Raw genomic sequence first — 25,618 nt, forward strand, 5'->3', positions numbered from 1 at the left:
TTTCGTAACTCGTAATTAAAAACAATGTTAAACGATTTTTTCACCTATCAAGCGCAAACATCACCACATCCATTAGCTATGGAAATTTCTCATGCTAAAGGAAGCTACATTTATGACACAGATGGCAACCGTTATTTAGATTTTGTAGCAGGTGTATCGGCTTGTAGCTTAGGACATCAACATCCAAGAGTAAATGAAGCCATAAAAAATCAGTTAGACAAATATTCGCACGTGATGGTATATGGTGAATATGCTCAACACCCCGCTACGGAATTTTGTAAGCTATTGGCGCAACATATGCCCTATCCCTTAACGAAAACCTATTTAGTTAATTCAGGAACAGAGGCAACAGAAGGCGCCTTAAAATTAGCGCGCAGGGTAACGGGCAGAAGCCAATTAATCTCTTGTTTTAATGCCTATCATGGTAATACGATGGGCAGTATGAGTGTGATGGGTTTTGAAGAACGCAAACAAATATTTAGACCTTTAATTCCCGATGTTGATTTTATTACCTTCAACAATGAAGCAGACATAGAAAAAATTACAACTAAGACAGCGGGTATAATTTTAGAATCTATTCAAGGTGGTGCAGGATTCATTCAACCTGAAAATGATTTTTTAAAAAAAATAAGACAACGCTGTGACGAAGTAGGCGCTATCATGATACTAGACGAAATTCAACCGGGATTTGGTCGTACAGGAAAACTTTTCGGATTTGAAAATTATGATGTCATTCCAGATGTAGTGGTTATGGGGAAAGGCATGGGTGGCGGCATGCCTGTAGGGGCATTTACAGCCTCCGAAAAAATGATGGATTTACTAAGTCATGATCCAAAACTTGGACACATTACTACCTTTGGCGGACATCCTGTCATTGCGGCTGCCTGTTTAGCTACCCTTCAAGAGGTAACCGAAACCAATTTAATGGCAGAAACGTTAGAAAAAGAACAATTAGTTAGAAAGTTACTACAGCATCCGTTAATCAAAGAAATACGAGGCAGAGGCTTAATGCTTGCCGCCATGACTGATAGTCCAGAAATCACAAACGAAGTCATTTTACGTTGTCACAAGAGAGGTTTAATCTTATTTTGGCTGCTTTTTGAAGGATGCGCCATTAGAATCACTCCTCCGCTTACCGTTTCAAATGAAGAAATTGAAGAAGGTTGCACTTTACTACTAGATGTGCTCAATGAAGTACAAGAAGAGCTAAAACGGTAATCATTCTTGCCTTTTTTTAGCTATTCCTTTGTTAATTAAATTGTTCAAAACAAATAATTGGCAAGGAAATTGCGCAACATTAAATAGTTACTTTTAGTACTATTAATACTAAACTCGAATTGCTATGAATATGAGTCATGATGAAGAAGAAAATAGCCTGTCACTTTCGAAGTTTGAATCAATGCTAAAGACCAATAAAGTTTTTTTCTTTGACTCAGAAGAATTTGAAGACATTATCCTGCATTATATGGATACAGGTCGAATGAATTTAGCAAAAAAAGCGTTAAAACTAGGGTTAGAACAACATCCAAAATCGTCTGGGTTAAAATTAGTTCAGGTAGAAATGCTGATTTATGAAGATAAACTAGATCAAGCAGAAAAACTATTAAATGACTTATATGCCTTAGAACCCACTAACGAAGAAATCTTTATTCAAAGAGCTAATATTTGTTCGAAAAGAGACCAACATGATAAAGCCATTGAAAATTTAACTCTTGCTTTAAAATATACAGATGATGAAGCAGATGTATATTCTATGATAGGCATGGAATATTTATTCATGGACAATTTAGAATTAGCCAAAGAAAATTTTATCAAATGTTTAGAACAAGATGATGAAGATTATTCGGCACTTTATAATGTGGTATATTGTTTTGATTTCTTAGATCAAAATGCTGAAGCAATCGTATATTTAGAAAAATTCATCAATCATAACCCATACAGCGAAGTGGCTTGGCATCAGTTAGGTCGCCAATATTATGCCTTAAAAAATTATGAAAAAGCCGTTTGGGCATTTGATTATGCTTGTTTAATTGATGAAGGTTTTTTAGGTGCTTATCTAGAAAAAGCAAAATCACTTGAAAAATTAGAACGCTATCAAGAGGCTATAGAATGTTATACGATTACAATGGAATTAGACGATCCTACCTCGTATAGTTTATTGCGCATTGGTAAGTGTTTTGAAAAATTAGGCAATACAGAAGAAGCGTTAAACTTTTATTTAAAAACAGTACACGAAGATCCTTTATTAGATAAAGCTTGGATTGCCTTAACAGATTTTTACATTCGTCAAAAAAATTACCAAAAAGCATTGTATTATGTCAACAAAGCATTAGGAATTGATAACGACAATCCGTTATATTGGCGAAGATATGCGAACATTAACCAATTTTTAAGCTTCTTTGAAGAAGCCGAAGTGGGTTACCGAAAAGCCTTCGAAAACGGGGATGTTGAATTAGATAATTTCTTATGTTGGAGTGACGTACTTTATATTTTAGGCGAAACGGAAGGTGCTATTGAAATACTAACTCAAGCTAAGGAATTGTATGCAAACGAAAGTGAAATTTTATACAGATTAGTTGGATTGAACAGTACACTTTTAAATGAAGAAGTAGCTGAAAAAGAATTACTTGAAGCCGTGCAAATAGACCACCATAAAAATTACATCTTAAAAGATTTGTTTCCATTTGTGTGGAAAAACGAACGCATACAAGCAATATTAACAAATTATAAGCCTTAAATACACTCCTTTTTATGGAATTTATTGATTTTTTATTGCATTTTTTAAAAGACCCTTTAAGCGTCATCAACGAGTTAATTGAACAGTATAATACCCTTATATATTTTATTTTATTTTTAGTTGTTTTTGTAGAAACGGGTTTCGTTATCATGCCTCTATTGCCTGGCGATTCTATGTTATTTGCTATTGGGGTTATTGCCGCAACAACTGGAAAACTAAGTATAGCCATTTTGATACCCTTACTCATTTTTGCTGCCTTATTAGGCGATAATTTAAATTACTTTGTAGGGCATAAATTTGGTGAACTCATCAAAGAAAAAAAGAAAATACTTTTTCTTAAAAAAGAATACATTACAAAAACCGAAGCTTTTTTTGAAAAAAATGGCGGAAAAGCAGTAATCTTAGCCCGTTTTGTTCCCATTATTAGAACAATTGCCCCTTTTGTAGCAGGAGCGGGAAGCATGAAATATAAAACCTATATTCTCAATTGCATACTTGGTGCATGTATTTGGGTTACAAGTATTACGTTTTTAGGCTACTTTTTAGGCCAAATAGAAATCGTGAAAAACAATTTTGAAAAAGTCGTGTTAGGTATCGTTTTACTTTCTATTTTACCTATTTTTGTTAAACTCTTTCAAACAAAATTTAACAAAAAGTAATTACTAAAATGTCTAAAAAAGTTAAAAAACAAAGGCAATTTGGACTTATAGCAAAAGAAAGCAGCCATTCTTTTTCTAAAAAATATTTTACCGAAAAATTTACTCAAAATTTTTTTGAAAATTGTGATTATGAAAATTATGATTTGCTAACCATCGATAAATTTCCCGAATTACTAGCAACTACTAAAGGACTTGTAGGGTTAAATGTTACGATACCTTATAAAGAAGCCATTATTCCGTTTTTAGACAAAATAGATAAAAAAGCACAAAAAATAGGCGCCGTAAATTGCGTCACTATTTCAAAAAATAAAAAAACCAAAGGCTACAATACCGATTATTATGGTTTTAAAAAAGCACTTAAACCTTTACTAAAAAAACACCACAAACGCGCCTTAATTTTAGGAACAGGTGGCGCTAGTAAAGCCGTAGCTTTTGCCTTAAGAAAACTTGCAATAGAATATGACTTTGTCAGTAGAAACCCTAACGAATTTCAATTTGGATACAACGAATTAGATGCAACTGTTTTTACTGATTATCAAATTATTATTAATACCACTCCCCTAGGCACCTTTCCTAACATGAAAGAATGTCCGTTGTTACCTTATGAACTGTTTACCGACCAACACATTGCTTTTGACTTAGTGTATAATCCGGAACAAACGTACTTTTTAAAACAAGCCAAAGCACAGGGTGCAAAAATTAAAAATGGCTATGATATGCTTGTCTTTCAGGCAGAAAAAGCATGGAAAATTTGGAACAAATAAGTTTTTATAGCTAAAAACAAGCATTTTCTTTGAATTTACATGAGGCTTTAGTATCTTCGAACCTTTAAAAACATAAAACTTTTCTAAAATGTTAGAAGAAACGAATGATAACCTGCCAATGGCAGACGGACAAACTGAAACAGAGTCTACTGAAAATGGAACGGCACTTTCTGCACAAGAAATTATAGATAATCACTTAGCAGAAGCTAGTGAAGAAGGCTCGCTTATTGAGACACATGAAATTCCTCAAAAAGACTATGAATCACTTTCTATGGAAGCTATAGTTGAAGAACTAGCCGAATTAGTAAGTCATGAAAATATTATGGTTGTAAAAAACCATATTGAGGACATCAAAAAATCTTTTTTAGGTAAATACCACCAATTCATAGATGAAAAAAGAGCTGCTTTTTATACAGAAAATGAAGCAAGTGTAGAATTTGATTATCATTTTCCATTGAAATCAAAATTTGACCAACTATATGACACCTATAAAGCAAAACGCACCAAACATTTTAATCAAATACAAAACCAATTAAAAGATAATTACGCTACACGAACAACATTAATTGAAGAGTTAAAAACGCTTATTGATACCGGTGAAACAAGCATGTCTGACATGTTTAAAAAATTTAATGAAATTAGAGAGCGTTGGAAAAATGCAGGAGCCATTCCTAAAGATAAATACAATTTATTATGGAATAATTACCATTTTCATACAGATCGTTTTTATGAATTGGTGCATTTAGATAAAGAAATACGTGATGCTGATTTTAAAAACAATTTAGATCAAAAAGTAGCCATTATTGAAAAGGCAAAAGCCTTACTTGCTGAAACAGATTTAACGAAAGCTTTCCGTGAATTGCAAGTATTGCACAAAGTATGGAAAGAAGAAGTAGGTCCTGTAGATAAAGAACATCGTGAAAAAATTTGGATTGAATTTAGCGAAGTAACCAAGCAAATGCACGACAAACGTGAAGCTATGTTTGCACAAGCTAGAGAAAAAGAACAAGACAACCTTACGGCAAAAAACAATGTAATTGCACAACTTACCGCTTTAGCCGAAGAAAAAGTAGCAGCTCATGGCGATTGGCAAAAACAAATTACAAAAATGGAAGCATTGCGTCAAGATTTCTTTGCGATAGGCCGTGTTCCTGCAGAAGTTTCAGAGGCAACTTGGCACAATTTTAAAGTAGCTGTTAAAGCATTTAATTCTAATAAAAATGCTTTTTATAAAGACATTAAAAACGAACAACAACAAAATTTAGATAAAAAATTAGCTTTACTTGAAAAAGCCAAAGCACATGCAATTTCTGATGATTTTGATGCTACCACGCCTATCATGAAACAAATTCAAGAAGATTGGCGTAAGATAGGCCATGTGCCCCGCAAGCATTCTGATGAGATATGGGCAACATTTAAGGGTATTTGCAACACCTATTTTGACCGTTTACACGAATCTAGAAAAGAAGAAATACAAGTGGAAGTAGAAGCTTTTGAAAAGAAAAAAGCCTACTTAGAAACCTTGAAATCTTTTGAGTTAGTGGGCGACCACAAAACCGACTTAGACGCTATAAAAGCACATATTGCTGCTTGGAAAGAGCTAGGTAAAGTGCCGCAAAACAGACGTCATATTGAAGGTAAATTCAATAAAATTCTTGATGCTTTATTTGAAAAATTGAGTTTGTCTAAGAAAGATTCAGAAATGATGCGTTTTTCAAACAAACTTGATAAATTAGCTGAAGGCAATGATCAACGTGCTATTGTAAACGAGCAATTATTTATTAGAAGAAAAATTGATGAGTTACAAGCTGAAATTTTTCAATTGGAAAACAACATCCAGTTTATTTCAAATGCTAAAGGCGACAACCCGTTTGTAAAAGAAGTGCATAAAAGCATTGAACGCCACAAAGAAGATTTAAACATGTGGAAAGAAAAACTGAAAAAGTTAAATACGTTAGTATAATAAAAAAGCACCGAAAAATCGGTGCTTTTTTTATTTTTGTAAAACTCAAACCGAAACATTTTACATACACTATCCATACACTATCCATACACTATCTATGGAGTATCTATACACCTGAACCTTCTTAAAATAACAATACAGATTTATTAATTATGTTTTTGAAGGAAAAAAATACGCAATATTCTGCTAGAAGTATAGAGGAAGTAATACTATCATTTTTAATTAGAAAGTGAAACCGACAAACGATTTATTCAAGAATTATTAGGACATAGCAGTCCGAAAACCACAATGATTTACACTCATGTAACAAACGATAGTTTAAAAAAATAAAAAATCCTTTTGATGTGTAAGTTTTTTAATCTAAATTTGAAATGCTTAATAAAAATAAGCGAAATAAAAGTAAGCAAAACTTTCGCCAATCTTGCCAATTTGGAATAAAAGTAGTTTGAAAGTTTCGCATATAAACGAGTTGGCAGCAATAAATCTAAAAACGTGCAGAAAATAGAATCTCCAAAAATTAACGAATGGTTAGAAAATGCTATAAAATGGCAAAATGTCTCACGTCCATTGAAAATTTCTAATTTCCTTCCAAAATTTGACAATTACGTAGGTTTAACTTGGAAACTTGGTATAATTGAAAATTTTCCTTTTAATGATTTTATCCAAAATGCAAAATCAGAAACAGAAATAAAAAACAATAGAGAGATTTGGCATCATTATCCTGAAATATTTAATGAAGATTCTGAAACTGGATTTGTAGAAATTGCAACAGAAGAGATCTTTCGAAAATTCAAAATTCCTTACCATGATTACAAAAATGATGGAAAATTACCATGGAACACTAGAGCAATAAGAATTTTAGAAGGCAAAATCAAAGAAACCTTATCTTTTATATTGGAAAAAATTCCTGAAAATGAAAATCTCATCATGTATTGGGAAGATAATTACAGATACAATATTGAAGATAATTTATTCAATATTTCTAGAGAAGATTACTTAAAAGAAATGCAGGATACAAGATTTGATGCAAGCATATATTTATATCCAGAAAGTAAAAATTGGTGCTTAGTTAATCTTGAAGATTTAGGATTTAACATTTTGGCGTTTAATGACGTTATAAAATCACAAATGGAATTCTTAACACAAGTAGAAAATTTTAAACTGACTGAAGAAAGCGAACTGTTTGAAAATTAATTTTTACTGCTGCCAACAGCCGTAACTGTTGCACAACTATCATTTTCTCAAAACAATTTACAAAAACATAAAAACAAGCCTCTTTTCTCTTCGATAAACTCAGAGACCAAAAGAGGTTTATTTTTATAAATGTAATTCAAAATTCTAATATTTTGAAGGCTTAAATTGAGTTATTGTTGTCTTAAAAAGCTTGTTTTGAAAAAAAAAGCACTTCCCTATTTAGAGAATAAACTGTGTAATAAAATTTTTCTTTCCTTGCATGAATAAATTTACAAATTAATCTTCAATTATGTAATTTTTTGTATATTTGAGTTGTGCAACAAGCACAACGGTTTGGCTCCAGTGGCGAGGTTTCGTGTTCCAAAGACAGTTTTGTGGTTAATGGAACATTAGTTTTTCATATCAGGTTTTGTGGTAAAAGTCCCGCCTTTCGGGTAGCTGCAAATCGTTGTGCGACATTTTGGCTGAACGAAACGAAAAATCAAATTTTATGAAAAAATATAACTATTTGCTGCTTATTTTAATTGTTATTTTTACTTTTTCATGTAAAAGTAATTACAAGCCAATATTCAATAATTTAAATGAATTTGAAATATCAGAAGGTTATAGTTTTATTTCTCAAATAGAAACAAAAAGAAAAGTAGAAGAAATTTCTAAGTTAGATTTAAATAAAGGTGAGGAATACAGAATTAATAAAACTATAATATTCATTGACACAACAAAAACATACGCTTCAACTAGACGAAACTATAAAGATTTTGCAAAACAAATTAATATAGACGATGTGCAACTTCTTCATTTACTAAAAACTTTTGACAAAATGAACGTGAGTGAATATTATGACAATGGCGATTTTTTATTATTTCCAGTTGAAAAATATGCTTTATCTAAACAGAACGGATACATTTTCGAAATAGATACTGAAATAAAAATTGGAGACATTTTGAATGTTAAAAATGGATACGTTTACGGAAATAAGATAATTATAACAAAAAGAATTGATTCCAAATGGTGTCAGTATGAAAGCTTAAATTAAAAAAATTAGTAACCAAACATACCAAAATGAAAAAAATGAAGTATATTTTTTTAATGACAATAAGTTTTGCGTTTTATAACTGTGCTTCAACACAAAATCAATCCACTAATGATGGAAGCTCCATGGAAAAAGCACTAAAAGTAAAAAGTATTGAGCAAGAATATAAAATTGCAAGCGAGAAATGTAGTGATTGCAAAATGAAGAATCAAAGACTTATTTTCAATGATAAAGATAAACCTTTTGATGTATTAACCTATATTAAACCAAACGGAGAAGAAGTAAAATATTATTTTGATATTTCAAGCTTCTACGGGAATTTTTAAATCTAACTGCTACAGTGGTTTGCTTCAATATCGAAGGCTTAATCTTTATTGTGTTTCCTTAAGAAATGGGTTAGCTACTTTTCTCTTCTATTTAGTTAAATAGAGCACCAACAAACCACCACTGCGCAAGCCTAAAACGTTTTAAAATATCTATGTCTTATCATAAATTGACTAAAAAAAATAAGCTCATGAAGAAAAGAATATTTTTAATTTTTGTATTTGCAACACTTTTTTCCTGTAAGCAAGCTAGTACACTAGAAACTTTTGAAATAGAAACTGTACATACGGTAAGAAAATATGAGTATGCTGATGCTAGGGGTAAACGTGTACTTATAGAAAACAGTTTATCAAGAGGCGGATCATACGTTGGCCCGAATGGTGAGGAATATTCTAAAATTATGTTTTGGACTAGAATAATCAATGACACAGATAAACCATTAGAATTGAATATTGACCTTCCTATACATTCCTATGAAGTTCCTACTTTACCTGGTAAATACTATAAAATATTTATTCCGTCAGATACAATGACTCTTGAAAAAGAACCCTTACAAGACTATGGTATGAAAGATTGTAAATCTTTTTTAGACACCAATATTCACAAACCTTCACATCTAAAAAGAACTATTACCCCTTCAGAATCGACTGGTTTTTATGTAATATTACTTTTTGAAAAAGGTGTATCTGGTCCAAGTCGCACAGGTCTCTACCTAAAGGGGCAAAATCTTTATTACAAAGTTACACGCTACACGGGTAAACAAGGAATTACATTTGTTGACGAAAAAGAAATTAATTGTGGAAGTATTAATTTGAAAAATTTGGTGCGAAAGAAATAAAACAAAGCCAGAACTCATGTTCTGACTTTGTTGTTGTATTGTAGTTTATTATTCTAAAACAAAGGAGACCGAAACTTTTGAAACAATTTCAATTTCTCCAATAGCAAGTGTTTCTCTTGGTTGAGTGGCTTCGCTATCAGCCACAAATCCTTTAGCCATAAAAACAGGTTGCGGATAATACGTTTGTGAATTATCAGAAATTACTATAGCTTTTCCAACTTTTTGTCCGCCCAAAACAGAAACATAATCTTCTGCTTTTTTCTTAGCATTGAGTATAGCATTTTTTCTAGCTTCTGTTTCATATAATTCCGTTTTAGATGATTTAAACACTACGCCATTAATTTGGTTGATACCTGTTTCCATAACATCCATCATAAAAGCATTGTATCTTGTTATATCATGTAGCGTTACACTAACCGTTTGTTCTGAAGTATACGTATGTTTTTTATTTTCATCATCATAATTTTTATACAAACTCATTTGAGTTGTTTGATAATCTTTTGAAGGAATATTAAATTTTTTGATATATTGAAGTACCTTTTCAATGGTACTATCATTTTGAGTTTTAACTTCTTTAGGATCTTTTCCCGAATGTTGTACGCCTAATTGAATAACCACAATATCTGGAATTACATTAATTTTTCCTTCACCGCTGACAGAAATTTGAGGTGTAGCTTTTTGAATTTCTTGAGCTGAAGCGACAAATGTTGCAACTAAAGCTACGAATAGGGCAATGCGTTTCATAGTATTTTAGATTAAAAATTTTACTACAAATAGACATTCAAGAATTGTGCCAATATTACATTTTTTTATATCGAAGCAATACAAACAACACCATAATAGGTAAACACATTAAGCCTAAAAATAAAGGCTTTTCTACTAAGAGAGTAGGAAACAATACTACAGTTAACAATAAACCTGCGATAGCGCCACCAAAATGGGCGGTGTGCCCTATGTTGTCAAAACGCCCTCTCATACCATATACCGAATAGAACAAATACAAAATACCAAAAACATAACCTGGCATAGGAATAGGCATATAAATAGTCATAGAAGGATTAAGCAATATGGCACAATAAATAACCCCTGAAACTCCTCCAGATGCACCAATAGCCGAATAATAAGGTTCGTTTTTATGTATATAATAGGTGAAAACACTACCTAATAGCATACTGCCAAAATAAAGCAACGCTAATTGAAATGGGGTGAAAAACCCACTTAAAAAAGTACTAAAACTATAAAAGCTGAGCATGTTAAACGCCAAATGCATGACATCTGCATGAAGGAAACCCGATGAAAACAACCTGTATTGCTGTCCATGTTGTATAGCAGAAATATTAAATTTATATTTCTCAAAAAAAGCAGGATCATTAAATCCTTTTATACTTACTGCTAATGTGGCAAGCAACACGAGTGTAGTAAACGAAAATAGCATACAACTTGTTCTTTAGTTTTTTTGTTTCAAAGGTATTATAATAAACCTTCGAAAATAGTATATTTGTAAAAAATTAAGCATGCAATTTATCATTTATATCCTCATTTACCCCATACTTTGGCTGATTTCTATATTGCCATTTCCTATTTTTTATGCATTTTCAGATGTGGTATGCTTTTTAGTTTATAGAATCATTGGCTACCGTAAAAAAACCGTTAGATACAATATTGCCTTAGCCTTACCTCATTTATCTAAAAAAGAACAACGCGCAGTAGAACGTAAATTCTACAGCCATATGTGTGATTTATTTTTGGAAATGATTAAAACACTAACCTTATCAAAAAAAGCCATACAAAGGCATTTTGTTTTTACAAATATTGATTTGTACCACGAATATGAGGCTAAAAACAAAAGTATTGTTATTTTATATGGTCATTATGCTAGTTGGGAATGGTCGACCTCTATAGGATTACAAGCAAAATTTAGAGGAATAGGAATCTATAAAAAAATTAAAAACAAATACTTTGACAAATTAGTACAACATATTCGTTCACGCTACAATGCGGAATTGGTAGATACTAAAAATACGATTCGAGTTGTAACCGAAAATCAACGTAAAGGATTAAAAGCGGTTTATGGTTTTATTAGCGATCAAAATCCTAAACCACAAAAAGCGCTACTATGGGATAATTTTATGGGCTATAAAGTTCCTATCCACACAGGTGGCGAAGTATTAGCAAGAAAATTAGATATGAATATCATCTACTTGAAAATAGAAAAAGTAGCGCGAGGAAAATATGAAGCTACTTTTGTACCTCTTTGTGACGAAGTAAAAGAAACACCAGAATTTGAAATCACTAAACGATTTTTACGTGAGGTAGAAAAACAAATTTTAGAAAAACCTGAATACTATTTTTGGACACATAAACGCTGGAAATACAAACAAGAGTAATACTTTTATTATTCAAACCAGCTCTGAACCATCTTTTCTTCTGCGTGCGTAGCATGAATATGTATAAACTCATTTGTTTTTGGGTTGTACTCGTACTCTTTTTTCCAAATTTCATGAAATGCCGCTAATTCAATAATTGCATTGCAAACGTATGCTATTTCGGAATTGGTAGTTGTAGGATGAATGGACATTCTTATCCACCCTGGTTTTCGTTCTAAATCTCCCGACGTAATACTACATGTAATTTCATTTGAAGTTTCTTGATCTACATGCAATAAATAATGGCCATACGTTCCTGCGCAACTACAACCTCCTCTAGTTTGAATTCCAAAACGATCATTTAATAACTTTACTCCTAAATTATAATGTAAATTATCAATGTAAAAAGAAATGACACCTAGTCTATTTTTATGTTGTTGGGCTAATATGTTGATATTGGATACGGTTCCTAATCGTTCAAAAATGTAAGCTACTAGTTCATGTTCGCGGTCTAGAATGTTTTGAACACCCATTTTTTCTTTAAGCTGAATAGCTAAGGCTGTTTTCATTACTTGTAAAAACCCTGGAGTACCTCCGTCTTCCCTGTCTTCAATATTATCGATATATTTGTGTTCTCCCCATGGATTTGTCCAACTCACTGTTCCGCCCCCTGGACAATCAGGCACATTATTTTTGTATAAATTTTTATTAAAAATTAAAACCCCAGAAGTTCCAGGTCCGCCTAAAAATTTATGTGGCGAAAAAAATATCGCATCTAAATAGGCTTCAGCATCTTGTGGGTGCATATCAATGGTTACATAAGGACCTGAGCAGGCAAAATCTACAAAACACACGCCACCATATTGATGCATAATTTTTGCTACTTCATAATAGGGTGTCTGTATTCCTGTAACATTAGAACAAGAAGTAATTGAAGCAATTTTAAAGCTTCTATTTTTATGTTTTTCAACTAATTCTCTTAAATTTTCTATAGAAAATAATCCGTCTTCCGTAGCAGGAACTACCACCACATCTGCAATGGTTTCTAACCAAGATGTTTGATTGGAATGGTGTTCCATGTGTGAAATAAAAACAATAGGCCTTACTTCATCTGGAATAGCTGTATATTCTTTTAAATTTTCAGCAATTCGAAGCCCTAAAATACGTTGCAATTTATTAACAACTCCTGTCATTCCTGTGCCATCAGTAATTAAAACGTCATTTTCATTCGCGTTTACATGTTGTTTAATAATATGACGGGCTTGATGATAAGCCATAGTCATAGCGGTTCCTGTTACTGATGTTTCGGTATGTGTATTTGCCACAAAAGGACCAAACGAGTGAATCATTTTTTCTTCTATGGGCCCATACAATCTTCCACTTGCAGTCCAATCGGTATATACAATTTTTTGTTCTCCATAAGGCGATTCAAAAATTTGATTTACACCAATAATATTTTTTCTAAAATTAGTAAAATATTGTTCTAATGGGGTGGTAGTAGTGGGATTCATATTACTATTATTTGCTCTCAAAGATACAGTATTTTGTTAGTTATTTTCAAAATTTTTATTTCGTTTTTTATTAGTAACTTTGAAGTATTGAAAATATCCATTCAAATGAAAAGCCCAAAATTTGACACTTTATTTACGCAATCCTTAGTTGCCGATTCTGTTATTGAAAATTATATCAGAAGTGTTCCTAATGCGCATTTTTCATTTGTTACACCAAAAAAAGTAATGGCTCCAAAACTGTTACATATAGCTACTGAAACAGCTGATATATTAGGTTTAGATTCTGCTTTTTTAACCTCTGAAACGTTTAAAAATATTTTTTCGGGCAATGAGATTGGCACTAATTCAAAACCCTATGCTATGAATTATGCAGGGCATCAATTTGGGCAATGGGCAGGGCAATTAGGTGATGGTAGAGCTATCAATTTAGGTGAAATAAACGGTTGGGCTGTTCAATTAAAGGGCGCTGGTCCCACACCCTACTCTAGAAGAGGCGATGGTTTTGCCGTTTTGCGTTCTTCAATCAGAGAGCATTTATGCAGCGAAGCCATGTATCATCTGGGCGTTCCTACTACGCGTTCATTAGCCTTACTAGAAACAGGAGAACAAGTGGTAAGAGACGTACTTTACGACGGTAATCCTGCTTTAGAAAAAGGAGCAATTGTTTGTCGGGTGGCACCTTCGTTTATTCGTTTTGGCAACTTCGAATTATTTAGTGCCCAAAATGATTTGGAAAATTTAAAAAAACTGACTGATTTTGTTATTTCTACTTATTTTTCGGCTATTACGGACAATGGTAAAACCAAATACTTGCAGTTTTTTAAACACGTTTGTAAATCTACCCAACAACTCATAATAGAATGGCAACGGGTAGGTTTTGTGCACGGTGTAATGAATACAGATAATATGTCTATTCATGGAATAACTATAGATTATGGTCCTTACGGATGGCTTGATGATTACAATCTAGATTGGACGCCTAACACAACAGACCATCAACACAAGCGGTATCGTTTTGGAAATCAAGGTGATATTGCTTTATGGAATTTGTACCAATTAGCCAATGCCTTATACCCACTTATAGAAGATGCCGCAGCCTTGGAAACTATTTTACATGATTTTGCCACAAGCTATTCATTGGCTTATACAAAAATGATGTGTCAAAAATTAGGTTTAGCTGAAATTTTAGAAAACGATGAAGATTTAGTAAACCAACTTACTTCTAATTTAGCTTTACAAGAAACCGACATGACTATTTTCTTTCGTTTGTTAAGTACTATTCGTCAAGAAGAAACGGCTAAGGAAGCGTATGATAAAATTACACCTTCTTTTTATAATTTAGAGCAAACAACTGAAAACACGCTCAAAAAATGGCACACTTGGTTTGTAAATTACCTGAATCGTTTGCAAATAAATAAAGTAACGGATACGCATAGAAAAAAAACTATGAATAAGGTTAACCCAAAATATGTATTGCGCAATTACATGGCTCAACTTGCCATTGAGGAAGCTGAAAAAGGAAATTTAGACCTGTTAAATGAATTACATGAGTTGCTCAAAAAACCTTATGACGAACAACCAGAATATGAAAAATGGTTTGTTAAAAGACCTGATTGGGCACATACAAAAATTGGGTGTTCAATGTTGAGTTGTAGTTCTTAATTTTTAAAAGTATAGCTTAAGTGTATTAAATATGTTGATAAAAAAATTACATTTTGAAATTGATATTGAAGCTGCACCCGCAAAAATATGGGAGGCTTTATGGGATAAACAAAATTATTCTATTTGGTGTAATGAGTTTTGTGAAGGTACGTATTATCAATCTAATTTTAATAAAGGAGATCGTATTCATTTTTTAACCCCTAACGGAGAAGGCATGTATGCCGATATTGAAGAAAAAATTGAAAATGAATATATTGCTTTTTGTCATATTGGTGAATTAAAAAACTTCGAAGAACAATCGTTAGATGATCAGAGTTTACAATGGACAGAAGCAATTGAAGATTATCGAATTATAACTAAAGAAAATTATTGTACACTTGTAGTTACTATTGACACTCTGGAAATTTATATCGATTATTTTTCAACTCAATTTCCTAAAGGGCTTGAAAAAGTTAAAGAACTAGCCGAAAATAAATAAATGTTTATTAGTATACTCTCTTATTTTAGTTTCTACACCTGGGAATTTTAGCTATTATATAATTTCCTGACTTGTCTATTTTAGATCAGTAAATTAAAAATAATAAAATGCAAAAGGAGAAAGGTCTTTTTTTGACCGTGTAGCCTTATAATTGTAGTATTGCAATCATGAACAAAAAATGCATTAAAATACAATGCGTTAGTCCCAGACTATTCACTAATCACTAATTTTACTCCTTTCTATATTTCTTTGTTTCTTCAAATATATGCTCTAAAATTTTGGCATCTTCCTCAGTAAAAGCTACATGACGACGACTCATCACAATTTTTGCCGTTTCAAAGGCTTTATTTGTCATATAAGTTGTAAAACCAGAAGCCCCTCCCCAACTGAAACTTGGCACAAAATTTCTTGGAAACCCACTACCAAAAATATTAGTGCTAACTCCTACAACTGTACCTGTATTAAACATTGTATTGATACCGCATTTACTATGATCGCCCATCATTAATCCACAAAACTGTAGGCCTGTTTTCTCAAAACGCTCCGATTCATAACTCCACAGCTTTACCTCTTCATAATTATTTTTTAAATTGGAGTTATTACTGTCTGCTCCAATGTTACACCATTCACCTAAAACTGAATTCCCCAAGAACCCATCGTGTCCTTTATTAGAGTAGGCAAACAAAACCGAATTATTGATTTCGCCTCCAACTCTACAATGCGGACCTACTGTAGTAGCGCCATAAATTTTAGTCCCTAATTTTACTTGAGCTTCTTCGCATAATGCAAATGGCCCTCGAATTACTGAACCTTCCATAATTTCGGCATTTTTACCAATATAAATAGGCCCCGTAGAAGCATTAAGAGTAACAAATTCTAATTTTGCCCCTTCTTCAATAAAAACATTTTCAGGCGCAATCACATTAACCGATTTTGGTATAGATTGGGAAAAACAATCTTGCGTAAGCAATTCAAAATCTTCACGAATGGCTGCATCATTTTTTTGAAAAATATCCCAGGTGTTTTCTATTCTAATACACTCGTCTGCATAATCAAAAATGTGAAATAATTCAAAATCAACTTCTTGTCCTTCTTTAGCATAAAAAGCAATTACTTCATCATCATAAAAAACAGCTTGATTTTCCTCTAGGTTTCTCACCATTTCGGCTAATACCCTATTTGGCAAAAACGAAGCATTAATCATAATATTATCTTCTAATTCTACCATTGGGAATTTTTCAGACAAATATTCTTCTGTGATTGTTGTAGTGGTATAACCTAAGTATTTTTCCCATTTTTCTCTAATGGTTAAAATACCTACTCTAATATCTGCAACAGGACGAGTAAAAGTAAATGGCAATAAGGCATTGCGTACATTTCCATCAAAAAGAATATAATTCATGACAGCTGGTTTTCTAGATTAATATAGGTTCAAAGTTACTTTTTTTCAGGGATATACAAACAAAAAAGCCTCGAAATTTCGAGGCTTTTGATATTTTGAATTCCAATTATTTTTGGAATTTAGCATATTTGTTTTTGAATTTATCAATACGACCTGCTGTATCAATAAGTTTAGATTTACCTGTGTAAAAAGGATGAGACGTTCTAGAAATCTCCATTTTGTAAACTGGATACTCTACACCATCAACGGTGATTGTTTCTTTAGTTTCTACAGTAGATTTTGTGATGAATACATCTTCATTAGACATGTCTTTAAAAGCTACTAGTCTATAATTTTCTGGGTGAATACCTTTTTTCATTTTTGTAAATCTTTTAATTGATGATTATAACTCGTTTCGCGGCTTTTAACTCTAAAAGGTGTAAACGCCTTATAACCTTTTGTTAAACTTGTTTATTTATTCAGGGTGCAAATATACTACTTATTTACTTCTGTGCAAATTATATAGACTAAAAAAAATATGACTTATTTTTGTTTTACACTTTTTCTATAATGAGAAGGTGTTTGCTTTTTTTTAGTTGCAAAAACGCGATTAAAATAACTTTGATTTTCAAAACCTGTTTCAAAAACAATTTCACTGATTGTCATTTCAGTAAGCTCAAGCAACCGGCATGCTTCATTTATACGAATTTCATTTACATAATCTGAAAAAGTAATTCCTGTGGCTTTTTTAAAAAATTTACAAAAATTACTTTCTGTTTGATGAATTAATTCAGCAACTTGTTTTAAGGTAATTTTGCTATTAAAATTATGCTGAATATACAAACATACCTTATTAATTCTATTTTCATTTTTTTTGGAAACAATGGTATGAAATGAGTTAGGAGAAATTAGCCTGTATGCTACTTTTGATAAATCATTAAGTAATGCTATCAAATTAATTATTTTTTCAAATCCATTTGAGGAAAGGACTATCTCCATTTTGTTAACAATCTCATTTGTCGATTTAAAATTTAAACCCATAGCAGAATCCTTAAGCATTTTGTACATATATTCCGATTCTTCATATGCTAATAAGGAATGTATCATTTCACTTGAAAATTGGATAACTATGGCTTCTGAATGTTCTTGTTGATTTGATTTTCCTGTCCAAGTATGGGGTAAATTACTACCTAATAAAACCAAATCCCCTTCCTTAAAATATTCATAGGTATTGCCAACTATCCTATATCCACTTCCCTTTACAATATAAGTCAATTCATATTCTGGATGGTAATGCCATTTGAATTCAAAATAAGGCACTTGATAGGTATAGGCAAAAAAACTAGCCCTACCCTTTTTTATTTTAATATCTTCTAAAATCGCTTTCATTATAGTATATAGTAAATTTTGTTGTGAAAAAAGTTACAACTATTCAATATAGTATTAAAATTAGACAAAATAAGACAAAACTAACCATTTATACAACTATATATTTGTAAAAAACTATTGATTATAAATTATAAAACCCTATGTCAAGTATTCCTAAACAAATAGCAGAACAACTTAATGAAAATTACACCTTGAATCAAGAGCAAATTGATTTTTATGCTTCAAATAAGTTTATTAAATTAAAGAATGTTTTGGATAAGGAAACAGTAGCCTATTTCAACACAATACTTACCGAGCAAGTTGCACTATTGAATACTGAAAAAAAGGCTATAGAAGAACGAAGCACTTATGGAAAAGCATTTCTACAATTATTCAATTTATGGGCAGTAAATCCAATCATTAAGGAATTGGTATTTAGTAAACGAATTGCAAAAATTGCATCAGAGCTCATGCAAGTGAACGGTGTAAGATTATACCACGATCAAGCCTTGTTTAAAGAAGCGGGAGGTGGCATTACACCTTGGCACGCCGATCAATACTATTGGCCATTACATTCAGACAAAACAATTACCGCTTGGATTCCCTTACAAGCTACTCCACTTGAAATGGGACCATTAGAATTTAGTGCAGGAAGCCACACAATAGTTGAAGGTCGTGAATTAGAAATTGGCGATGAAAGTGAACAATTTATTGATAAAAAACTCAAAGTTACCGATTTTAAACACGTGATTGAACCGTTTGATATTGGCGAAATAAGTTTTCATTCAGGATGGGTTTTCCATAGAGCGGGTGCAAATATTACAAATGATATGCGAAAAGTGATGACTATTATTTATATGGAAAAAGACATGAAGCTTAAACAACCCGAAAATAAAAACCAAGAAAACGATTGGCATACTTGGTGCCCAGGTGCAAAAGTGGGTGAAATCATTAATTCGCCTATTAATCCTGTATTATATGCTGAATAATGTGGAAATCAAATACATATGTACCTTTTGGGGTTGTGAACATCTTTCAGCAAAACAATTTCTATCAAATGTGGTGGAAAATGGCTATGATGGTGTAGAAATTAATTTTCCTGATGACGAACATTTTATTGCGGAATTTAATGGTGAATTAGAATGCATAAGAAATACTGTAAATCCTAATTTTATTTTCATAGCCCAACAGGTGCTCCCTAATAAAAAAGAAACAGTTAACGAATATATTGATAGAATTACACAACGTTTACAATTTTTAGTGAATTGCAAACCAAATTATATCAATTCACATACGGGTAAAGATTTTTTTGAATTTAGCGACAATTGTAAGCTTCTAGAACAATGTGAAGAAATCGAAAAAAAGACAGGCATACCTATTTGGCATGAAATCCATAGGGGTCGATTTTCATTTCATTTAAAGACGTTGCTTCAATATCTTGAAATTTATCCAAATCTTAAATTAATTGCCGATTTTTCTCATTTTTGTGTGGTTTCGGAAAGTGATTTACACGATCAATACGATTTGCTTTCTAAAATATACCCAAATATTAAACACATTCATGCACGTATTGGTTTTGAACAAAGTCCACAAGTAAACAATCCGTTTGCACCAGAATGGAAAACCTATTTAGAGCAGTATTTAAATTGGTGGAAAGAAATTATAGCTATTCAAAAGAATAAAAAAAGTGCAATTTGCACCATTACGCCAGAGTTTGGTCCTTTTCCCTATATGGCCCAAGAACCATTTACTAAGAAACCGCTTTCTAATCAATGGGAAATAAACCTTCAAATGAAAAACTATTTACAACAAAATCTTTAAACCATATGGCTAAAAATAACAAATACTACATTCTTTTTATCGCATTAAGCGCCGCATTGGGTGGCTTATTATTTGGATATGATACAGCTGTTATATCTGGTGCTATCGGAAATTTAACCGAATTTTTTCATTTATCGCCTGTTGAAACAGGTTGGGCAATTTCTAGCGCATTGGTGGGTTGTTTAATTGGTGCTTTTTTCTCCGATTTTTTAAGTGATACGTTTGGACGAAAAGTAACCATGTTTATTACAGCGATACTTTTTATTCTAAATTCTGTCGGAACGGCCTTCCCTACTTCGTTTACGATGTTTGTACTATTTCGTATTGTTGGTGGAATTGGTGTTGGAATTGCCTCTATGGTTGTACCCATGTATATTGCTGAAATTGCTCCGCCTAAACGACGCGGCGCCTTAGTAGGAAATTATCAATTGGCTATTGTAATTGGAATTGTGGTGGTATATTTTGTAAATTACTTTATCGCATTACAGGGTGATGCCAATTGGAATTTGAATATCGGCTGGCGATGGATGTTTGGCTCTGAAATTATTCCTTCGCTCCTATTTCTAATTTTTATTTTTCTAATTCCAGAAAGTCCTAGATGGTTATTTCATAAAGGCGAAACCAGCAAAGCCATTGCAGTTCTTCAAAAATTAAATACGGCTGAAGAGGTAGCTCAAGTTCAATCTGAAATTGAAAATTCATTACATCAAGAAGATAAAAATCAGTGGAAACATTTAGGTAGTTCAATGTTTAAAAAAGCACTTTTTGTAGGTATCGGACTTTCTATTTTACAGCAATTAACCGGAATTAATGCCATTTTGTATTATGCTCCAGAAATCTTTAAAAGCCTAGGAAGCTCTACCGATGTTTCGCTACTAGAAACAAGCATTTTAGGTGTTGTGAATTTAATTTTCACTCTGTTTGCCATTAAATTAGTAGATAAAATGGGTAGAAAACCACTGCTTTACATCGGTTCTATTGGTATGACTATTGCCTTAGCTGCCGTTGGTCTTTTCATTTATTTTGATGCTGTTGGAAATTGGGTGTTACCTTTCTTACTGCTATTTATGGGCGCTTTTAGTATTTCTTGGGGTCCAATCGTATGGGTATTATTATCTGAAATTTTCCCTACTAAAATAAGAAGTTTAGCTTTGGCAATTAGTGTTTTCATTCAATGGGTGGCAAATTTTATAGTAACTCAATTTTTTCCTACTTTAGTTGAAAACCAATGGTTGAAAGATCATTTTAATGGTGCATTTCCATTTTACTTGTTTTCTGTAATTTGCTTATTTTCATTATTTTTTGTTTGGAAAAAAGTGCCTGAAACCAAGAATAAAACCCTCGAACAAATGGATACTTTATGGAAATAAAAAAAACCTTTTATTGTGTAGTGTTTTTGCTTACTATTTTAAGTGTAAATGCTCAAAACAATGCCAAGTTTGTAAATACTTTTATAGGAACTGATGGTACAGGTCATACGTTTCCAGGCCCTTCTATGCCTTTTGGAATGGTGCAACCGGGACCTGACAATTCAATTGAAGGTTGGAACCACACGAGCGGCTATCAGTACAAAGATACGTTACTTTTAGGTTTTTCACAAATGCGCTTTAGTGGCACAGGAATTGGCGAAATGGGTAATATCCTTTTATTACCATTCAATCAAAATAAAATAAAATACAAAAATAGTTATCATAAAGACTCAGAAAAAGCAAGTATTGGTTATTACACTTTAACTAAGAAAGATGGTATTAAAGTAGAATTAACGTGTTCAGAAAGAGTTGCTTTTCATAAATATACTTATCCTGACAAACAAGCGCAATTGTTGTTGGATTTTCAACACGGTATTCAATTTTTAAACGATAGTTTGGTGTTAGAGAATGATATTAAAATTGAAAATAATACAACGATTTCAGGGTATTGTAAAACCAAAGGATGGGTAACCAAAAAATATTTTTTTACGATACATTTTGAAACTCCTTTTTCAGAAATACAAGAGCTTCCGAAAGGTAAAAAGCAAAATGCACCCATATTTAAAATTGGTTTTGATTTAGCTGATAATAAAATTTTACAAACAAAGATTGCATTATCTACTGTTAGTATTGAAGGTGCACAATTGAACTTGAAATCTGAGATACCGCATTGGAATTTTGAAAAAGTAAAACTAAATGCCGAGAAAGTTTGGAATGATTATCTCAACCGAATTGACATCGAAGCACCTCAAAAACAAAAAGAAATCTTCTATACTTCGCTATACCATTTATTATTACAACCCTCAAATATTGCCGATGCAGATGGTAACTATCGCGGCGCTAATGATGCAATCAATAATGCACCAAATAAGGAATACTTCTCTACTTTATCTATTTGGGATATTTACAGAGGTGCTTTTCCTTTGTTGCAAATTATTGCGCCTGAAAAAATTGATGGTATCATAAACACCTTATTATTGCATCATAAAGCCGCTGGATTTTTACCTATTTGGACGGCTTGGGGACAAGATAATTATTGTATGATAGGCAATCACGCAATATCGATGATTTTATCGGCTTATACCAATGGTTTTAAGGGTTTTGACAAAGACGAAGCACTCAAAGCCATGATTGAAACTTCAACCAAAAGTCACATTAATTCCGATTGGGAATTGTATAATCAATATGGCTATTATCCCTTTGATAAATTAGATAATGAAGCGGTTTCAAGAACGTTAGAAAGTGGCTATGACGATTGGTGTGTAGCGGAAATGGCTGAGAATTTAAACGATAAAATAAATCAAGTTTCCTTTAAAAAAAGAGCCCATTATTATAAAAATCTATTTGATGCGAATACCAATTTATTTCGAGGAAAAGATACCAATGGCAATTGGAGAAGGCCATTTGACCCTTTGACAGCTACCTCACCCATGAACAATCCAGGCGATTATACCGAAGCAAATGCTTGGCAATACTTTTGGACTCCAACGCAATATGATGTAGAGGGTATGAAAAATCTATTGGGAGGAAAAAAGGAATTCACCAAAAAACTAAATGATTTTTTCACCATTGAAAGTGTCAATCCAAATAAATTTTTAGGACAAGAAGCCATGATTGGTCAATATGCACATGGTAACGAACCGAGTCATCATATTGTTTACTTATATGCTTTTTCAGATACACCAAAAGTGGGACAAAAATACATTCATAAAATCATCAACGAATTTCACAACAATACACCAGATGGAATGATAGGTAACGACGATTGCGGTCAAATGTCGGCTTGGTATATTTTATCTACATTAGGGTTTTATCCTGTAAATCCAGCAAATGGCGAATTTGTTTTGGGTGTGCCTCAAGTTAAAAACGCTACAATCCATCTAAAAAATAATAAAAAATTTACCATAAGTACATCTAATTTTTCTGAAGAGAATAGTTATTCAAACACTCAAAAACTAAACAATATAGAATTAAGTAAACCAATTATAAACTATTCGGATATTATAAATGGCGGAACACTTAATTTTCAAATGACAAATCAAAACTAATTATGAGAAATATTCATAAAACACTACTAATTTTCACTTTATTCACTTTGACATTACATGGTCAAAACCAAAATAAAGTGGCTGAAAAATATCAAATACTACCTTTTGGGAGCATCAAGCCAACCGGATGGCTGAAGACACAAATGCAAAAAGATGTTGATGGATTTGTGGGTAATTTGGATAAATTGGTGCCTGACTTAATCAATGACCCAATTTACAGTACTGGTAGATTGCATAAAAACAGTACGGTTAAAGATTTAGGGAACAATAAAGAAGGTGATGCTGAAGGCAGCGAACAATACAAATGGTGGAACAGCGAAACACAATCCAATTGGTGGGATGGGTACATTAGAAATGTAATCCTATTGAATGACAAAGCAGGACTTAAAAAAGTGGAACAATATGTTCAAAAAGTTTTGAAATCGCAAGATGAAGATGGCTATATTGGTATTTACGATAAAGAATTACGGTATAATTTCAATTCAGAAAATGGCGAGTTATGGTCAAAAGCTACTATGTATCGAGGTTTACTAGCGTATTATGAGTATTCAAAAGATAAAAAAGTATGGAATGCCTTAGTTAAAGCTGTGGATAATGTAATGATAAATTATCCAATAGGTAAATCAAGTCCGTTTGAATCAGGCAAAGCTTTTAATGGTGGTGTTTCACACGGATTAACGTTTACCGATGTTTTAGATAAAATGTATCAAATCACAGGCAATATAAAATATGCAGACTATGCCCTATTTTTATTTTTAGATTTTAGCAAAACCTATCAATCCGAAAAAGATGTGCAATTGAACAATATTTTAAATCCAAATTACAAGCTACAATCGCATGGTGTGCATACCTACGAGCATTTACGTCCTTTAATTGTAGCTGCTTACGCCTCAAACAATAGTGAATTACAAAAAGCACTAGAAATTTATATTCGAAGAATTGAACAAGCTACAACACTAACAGGTGGGGCTATTGGCGATGAATGGATTGCCGAAAGAACTGCAGATGCAACTCATACAGGTTATGAATATTGTTCGTTACATGAATTATTAGACAGTTATACCGTTTTATTACAAAAGCAAGGAAATCCTAAAACGGCAGAAATCATAGAGACTATTTTCTACAATGCAGCTCAAGGTTCTAGAAACCCGAATCATTCTTGTATTGCTTATCTAAAGACCGATAATTCGTTTGAAATGATGGGTACAAAAAATGGTGAAGTGGAGCCTAACCGCAATCAAACCAGATACAAATATTCACCTGCACATCAAGATGTAGCGGTTTGTTGCAATCCCAATGCGGGTAGAATTACTCCTTATTTCATTGAAAAATCATGGCTAAAAGAAAACGAAAACATGCTTGTAAATGTACTTTTAATGCCTAATTCTGTAGAAACAAAAATTCAAAATCAATTTATTAAAATAGAAACTATTACGGAATATCCTTATGAGAATACATTTACCTTCAAGATTTCAAATCCTAATTTTGTGCAACCTATAATCAAAATTAGAAAACCAGCATGGGCTAGTAAAGTTATAACTAATGAAAGCTATGTTTTGGAAAATGATTTCATAGTTATTGATAGAAAATTTGGAAATGAGGATAAAATTCAAATTGAATTTAAAACCGAAATTCAAATTAAAGAAGATGCAAATCAAGAGAAATATTTTAGCTACGGCGCATTGTTTTATGCGAAACCCATTGAAGCTATTGAGCAAAGAGGAAAATCGTATTTCACTCATTTTGATGATTTAACCTATAAGCCAATTAATATCAATCGTTTTGAATTTATTGAGGATAATCAAGCTACTTTCAATAATGGTCAGATCATTTTGAAAGCAAAAAATAAAACCACTAATCAATTAGAAAACATTACGCTTATCCCATTTGGCAAAACCATTTTAAGACAAGTTAGTTTTTAGTAAATCTAAATTATTTATCATATTATTATAAAATAACTTCTATCCTTGTAACAAATTAACCCAACGATAGACAGATATAA

General features: G+C 32.2%; 23 protein-coding genes and 1 pseudogene. 18 read left to right on the forward strand and 6 right to left on the reverse strand.

Annotated features, from left to right (window positions below; all coding sequences use genetic code 11):
* Positions 1 to 24 precede the first annotated feature (24 nt).
* The 10 genes and pseudogenes from RF683_RS05960 to RF683_RS06005 all read left to right on the forward strand — a co-directional run bounded on the left by RF683_RS05960 (position 25) and on the right by RF683_RS06005 (position 9,512).
* Positions 25 to 1,218: an aspartate aminotransferase family protein gene (locus tag RF683_RS05960; RefSeq protein ID WP_309531426.1), complete on the forward strand. Its 1,194-nt coding sequence runs from the start codon at positions 25 to 27 to the stop codon at positions 1,216 to 1,218.
* Positions 1,219 to 1,342: 124 nt separating this feature from the next.
* Positions 1,343 to 2,737 (forward strand): tetratricopeptide repeat protein, encoded by a 1,395-nt coding sequence (locus tag RF683_RS05965; protein WP_309531427.1) that lies wholly within the window; start codon positions 1,343 to 1,345, stop codon positions 2,735 to 2,737.
* A 14-nt stretch (positions 2,738 to 2,751) separates the two neighbouring features.
* Positions 2,752 to 3,396: a VTT domain-containing protein gene (locus tag RF683_RS05970; protein WP_309531428.1), complete on the forward strand. Its 645-nt coding sequence runs from the start codon at positions 2,752 to 2,754 to the stop codon at positions 3,394 to 3,396.
* Positions 3,397 to 3,404: 8 nt separating this feature from the next.
* Positions 3,405 to 4,160: a shikimate dehydrogenase family protein gene (locus RF683_RS05975; protein ID WP_309531429.1), complete on the forward strand. Its 756-nt coding sequence runs from the start codon at positions 3,405 to 3,407 to the stop codon at positions 4,158 to 4,160.
* A gap of 88 nt (positions 4,161 to 4,248) precedes the next feature.
* The gene (locus RF683_RS05980; protein ID WP_309531430.1) at positions 4,249 to 6,123 is read left to right on the forward strand and encodes a DUF349 domain-containing protein; all 1,875 of its coding nucleotides are present in this window, start codon (positions 4,249 to 4,251) and stop codon (positions 6,121 to 6,123) included.
* 222 nt (positions 6,124 to 6,345) lie between these two features.
* Positions 6,346 to 6,473 (forward strand): annotated as a pseudogene (locus RF683_RS05985) (tyrosine-type recombinase/integrase); the annotation flags it as partial.
* Positions 6,474 to 6,615: 142 nt separating this feature from the next.
* Positions 6,616 to 7,317 carry a hypothetical protein gene (locus tag RF683_RS05990; RefSeq protein ID WP_309531431.1) on the forward strand — a complete coding sequence of 234 codons (702 nt, stop codon included), beginning with the start codon at positions 6,616 to 6,618 and terminating at the stop codon, positions 7,315 to 7,317.
* Positions 7,318 to 7,807: 490 nt separating this feature from the next.
* Positions 7,808 to 8,353, forward strand: a complete 546-nt coding sequence (locus RF683_RS05995) for a hypothetical protein (protein WP_309531432.1) — start codon at positions 7,808 to 7,810, stop codon at positions 8,351 to 8,353.
* 35 nt (positions 8,354 to 8,388) lie between these two features.
* The gene (locus RF683_RS06000) at positions 8,389 to 8,676 is read left to right on the forward strand and encodes a hypothetical protein (protein ID WP_309531433.1); all 288 of its coding nucleotides are present in this window, start codon (positions 8,389 to 8,391) and stop codon (positions 8,674 to 8,676) included.
* Positions 8,677 to 8,864: 188 nt separating this feature from the next.
* The gene (locus RF683_RS06005; protein ID WP_309531434.1) at positions 8,865 to 9,512 is read left to right on the forward strand and encodes a hypothetical protein; all 648 of its coding nucleotides are present in this window, start codon (positions 8,865 to 8,867) and stop codon (positions 9,510 to 9,512) included.
* Positions 9,513 to 9,560: 48 nt separating this feature from the next.
* On the opposite strand, the gene RF683_RS06010 is transcribed toward RF683_RS06005, so the two are convergent.
* Both RF683_RS06010 and RF683_RS06015 read right to left on the reverse strand, forming a co-directional pair.
* Entirely contained in the window at positions 9,561 to 10,256 is a 696-nt protein-coding gene (locus tag RF683_RS06010; protein ID WP_309531435.1) for an SIMPL domain-containing protein, read from the reverse strand.
* Between the two features lie 55 nt (positions 10,257 to 10,311).
* Positions 10,312 to 10,947 (reverse strand): rhomboid family intramembrane serine protease, encoded by a 636-nt coding sequence (locus tag RF683_RS06015; RefSeq protein ID WP_309531436.1) that lies wholly within the window; start codon positions 10,945 to 10,947, stop codon positions 10,312 to 10,314.
* 79 nt (positions 10,948 to 11,026) lie between these two features.
* Here RF683_RS06015 and RF683_RS06020 point away from each other — a divergent pair, with 79 nt between their 5' ends.
* Positions 11,027 to 11,899, forward strand: coding sequence for a lysophospholipid acyltransferase family protein (locus tag RF683_RS06020; RefSeq protein WP_309531437.1), 873 nt, complete (start codon positions 11,027 to 11,029; stop codon positions 11,897 to 11,899).
* Positions 11,900 to 11,907: 8 nt separating this feature from the next.
* Here the strand turns inward: RF683_RS06020 and RF683_RS06025 are convergent, their stop codons facing one another.
* On the reverse strand, positions 11,908 to 13,389 hold the full coding sequence (locus RF683_RS06025) for an aminotransferase class V-fold PLP-dependent enzyme (protein ID WP_309531438.1): 1,482 nt from the start codon (positions 13,387 to 13,389) through the stop codon (positions 11,908 to 11,910).
* A gap of 105 nt (positions 13,390 to 13,494) precedes the next feature.
* On the opposite strand from RF683_RS06025, the gene RF683_RS06030 reads away from it, so the two are divergent.
* Positions 13,495 to 15,051, forward strand: a complete 1,557-nt coding sequence (locus tag RF683_RS06030; RefSeq protein ID WP_309531439.1) for a protein adenylyltransferase SelO — start codon at positions 13,495 to 13,497, stop codon at positions 15,049 to 15,051.
* 31 nt (positions 15,052 to 15,082) lie between these two features.
* Positions 15,083 to 15,529 carry an SRPBCC family protein gene (locus RF683_RS06035; RefSeq protein WP_309531440.1) on the forward strand — a complete coding sequence of 149 codons (447 nt, stop codon included), beginning with the start codon at positions 15,083 to 15,085 and terminating at the stop codon, positions 15,527 to 15,529.
* Positions 15,530 to 15,758: 229 nt separating this feature from the next.
* On the opposite strand, the gene RF683_RS06040 is transcribed toward RF683_RS06035, so the two are convergent.
* The 3 genes from RF683_RS06040 to RF683_RS06050 form a co-directional block, all read right to left on the reverse strand.
* On the reverse strand, positions 15,759 to 16,931 hold the full coding sequence (locus tag RF683_RS06040; RefSeq protein WP_309531441.1) for a GlmU family protein: 1,173 nt from the start codon (positions 16,929 to 16,931) through the stop codon (positions 15,759 to 15,761).
* A 106-nt stretch (positions 16,932 to 17,037) separates the two neighbouring features.
* Entirely contained in the window at positions 17,038 to 17,289 is a 252-nt protein-coding gene (locus RF683_RS06045) for a type B 50S ribosomal protein L31 (RefSeq protein WP_309531442.1), read from the reverse strand.
* A 164-nt stretch (positions 17,290 to 17,453) separates the two neighbouring features.
* Complete coding sequence (locus RF683_RS06050; protein ID WP_309531443.1) at positions 17,454 to 18,299, reverse strand: AraC family transcriptional regulator; 846 nt, start codon at positions 18,297 to 18,299, stop codon at positions 17,454 to 17,456.
* Positions 18,300 to 18,439: 140 nt separating this feature from the next.
* On the opposite strand from RF683_RS06050, the gene RF683_RS06055 reads away from it, so the two are divergent.
* Genes RF683_RS06055 through RF683_RS06075 form a run of 5 tightly spaced genes read left to right on the forward strand, consistent with a single transcriptional unit; the run spans position 18,440 to position 25,538 of the window.
* Positions 18,440 to 19,267, forward strand: a complete 828-nt coding sequence (locus tag RF683_RS06055; RefSeq protein ID WP_309531444.1) for a phytanoyl-CoA dioxygenase family protein — start codon at positions 18,440 to 18,442, stop codon at positions 19,265 to 19,267.
* On the forward strand, positions 19,257 to 20,099 hold the full coding sequence (locus tag RF683_RS06060; RefSeq protein WP_309531445.1) for a sugar phosphate isomerase/epimerase family protein: 843 nt from the start codon (positions 19,257 to 19,259) through the stop codon (positions 20,097 to 20,099). The genes RF683_RS06055 and RF683_RS06060 overlap by 11 nt, the downstream gene beginning before the upstream one ends.
* Positions 20,100 to 20,104: 5 nt before the next feature.
* A complete protein-coding gene (locus tag RF683_RS06065; RefSeq protein WP_309531446.1) occupies positions 20,105 to 21,469 on the forward strand; it encodes a sugar porter family MFS transporter in 1,365 nt (454 codons plus the stop codon).
* Positions 21,460 to 23,616: a GH92 family glycosyl hydrolase gene (locus tag RF683_RS06070; protein WP_309531447.1), complete on the forward strand. Its 2,157-nt coding sequence runs from the start codon at positions 21,460 to 21,462 to the stop codon at positions 23,614 to 23,616. The genes RF683_RS06065 and RF683_RS06070 overlap by 10 nt, the downstream gene beginning before the upstream one ends.
* A gap of 2 nt (positions 23,617 to 23,618) precedes the next feature.
* Positions 23,619 to 25,538, forward strand: coding sequence for a beta-L-arabinofuranosidase domain-containing protein (locus RF683_RS06075; RefSeq protein WP_309531448.1), 1,920 nt, complete (start codon positions 23,619 to 23,621; stop codon positions 25,536 to 25,538).
* The last annotated feature ends 80 nt before the right edge of the window (positions 25,539 to 25,618 follow it).

This window comes from Flavobacterium sp. 20NA77.7 (genome assembly GCF_031326205.1).
Taxonomy (GTDB): domain Bacteria; phylum Bacteroidota; class Bacteroidia; order Flavobacteriales; family Flavobacteriaceae; genus Flavobacterium; species Flavobacterium nakdongensis.

Excerpts from the sequence above, each read along its gene's own strand:
- RF683_RS05960 (WP_309531426.1), top strand. The coding sequence starts at position 25 with ATGTTAAACGATTTTTTCACCTATCAAGCGCAAACATCACCACATCCA.
- RF683_RS05965 (WP_309531427.1), top strand. The coding sequence starts at position 1,343 with ATGAATATGAGTCATGATGAAGAAGAAAATAGCCTGTCACTTTCGAAG.
- RF683_RS05970 (WP_309531428.1), top strand. The coding sequence starts at position 2,752 with ATGGAATTTATTGATTTTTTATTGCATTTTTTAAAAGACCCTTTAAGC.
- RF683_RS05975 (WP_309531429.1), top strand. The coding sequence starts at position 3,405 with ATGTCTAAAAAAGTTAAAAAACAAAGGCAATTTGGACTTATAGCAAAA.
- RF683_RS05980 (WP_309531430.1), top strand. The coding sequence starts at position 4,249 with ATGTTAGAAGAAACGAATGATAACCTGCCAATGGCAGACGGACAAACT.
- RF683_RS05995 (WP_309531432.1), top strand. The coding sequence starts at position 7,808 with ATGAAAAAATATAACTATTTGCTGCTTATTTTAATTGTTATTTTTACT.
- RF683_RS06000 (WP_309531433.1), top strand. The coding sequence starts at position 8,389 with ATGAAGTATATTTTTTTAATGACAATAAGTTTTGCGTTTTATAACTGT.
- RF683_RS06005 (WP_309531434.1), top strand. The coding sequence starts at position 8,865 with ATGAAGAAAAGAATATTTTTAATTTTTGTATTTGCAACACTTTTTTCC.
- RF683_RS06010 (WP_309531435.1), bottom strand. The coding sequence starts at position 10,256 with ATGAAACGCATTGCCCTATTCGTAGCTTTAGTTGCAACATTTGTCGCT.
- RF683_RS06015 (WP_309531436.1), bottom strand. The coding sequence starts at position 10,947 with ATGCTATTTTCGTTTACTACACTCGTGTTGCTTGCCACATTAGCAGTA.
- RF683_RS06020 (WP_309531437.1), top strand. The coding sequence starts at position 11,027 with ATGCAATTTATCATTTATATCCTCATTTACCCCATACTTTGGCTGATT.
- RF683_RS06025 (WP_309531438.1), bottom strand. The coding sequence starts at position 13,389 with ATGAATCCCACTACTACCACCCCATTAGAACAATATTTTACTAATTTT.
- RF683_RS06030 (WP_309531439.1), top strand. The coding sequence starts at position 13,495 with ATGAAAAGCCCAAAATTTGACACTTTATTTACGCAATCCTTAGTTGCC.
- RF683_RS06035 (WP_309531440.1), top strand. The coding sequence starts at position 15,083 with ATGTTGATAAAAAAATTACATTTTGAAATTGATATTGAAGCTGCACCC.
- RF683_RS06040 (WP_309531441.1), bottom strand. The coding sequence starts at position 16,931 with ATGAATTATATTCTTTTTGATGGAAATGTACGCAATGCCTTATTGCCA.
- RF683_RS06045 (WP_309531442.1), bottom strand. The coding sequence starts at position 17,289 with ATGAAAAAAGGTATTCACCCAGAAAATTATAGACTAGTAGCTTTTAAA.
- RF683_RS06050 (WP_309531443.1), bottom strand. The coding sequence starts at position 18,299 with ATGAAAGCGATTTTAGAAGATATTAAAATAAAAAAGGGTAGGGCTAGT.
- RF683_RS06055 (WP_309531444.1), top strand. The coding sequence starts at position 18,440 with ATGTCAAGTATTCCTAAACAAATAGCAGAACAACTTAATGAAAATTAC.
- RF683_RS06060 (WP_309531445.1), top strand. The coding sequence starts at position 19,257 with ATGCTGAATAATGTGGAAATCAAATACATATGTACCTTTTGGGGTTGT.
- RF683_RS06065 (WP_309531446.1), top strand. The coding sequence starts at position 20,105 with ATGGCTAAAAATAACAAATACTACATTCTTTTTATCGCATTAAGCGCC.
- RF683_RS06070 (WP_309531447.1), top strand. The coding sequence starts at position 21,460 with ATGGAAATAAAAAAAACCTTTTATTGTGTAGTGTTTTTGCTTACTATT.
- RF683_RS06075 (WP_309531448.1), top strand. The coding sequence starts at position 23,619 with ATGAGAAATATTCATAAAACACTACTAATTTTCACTTTATTCACTTTG.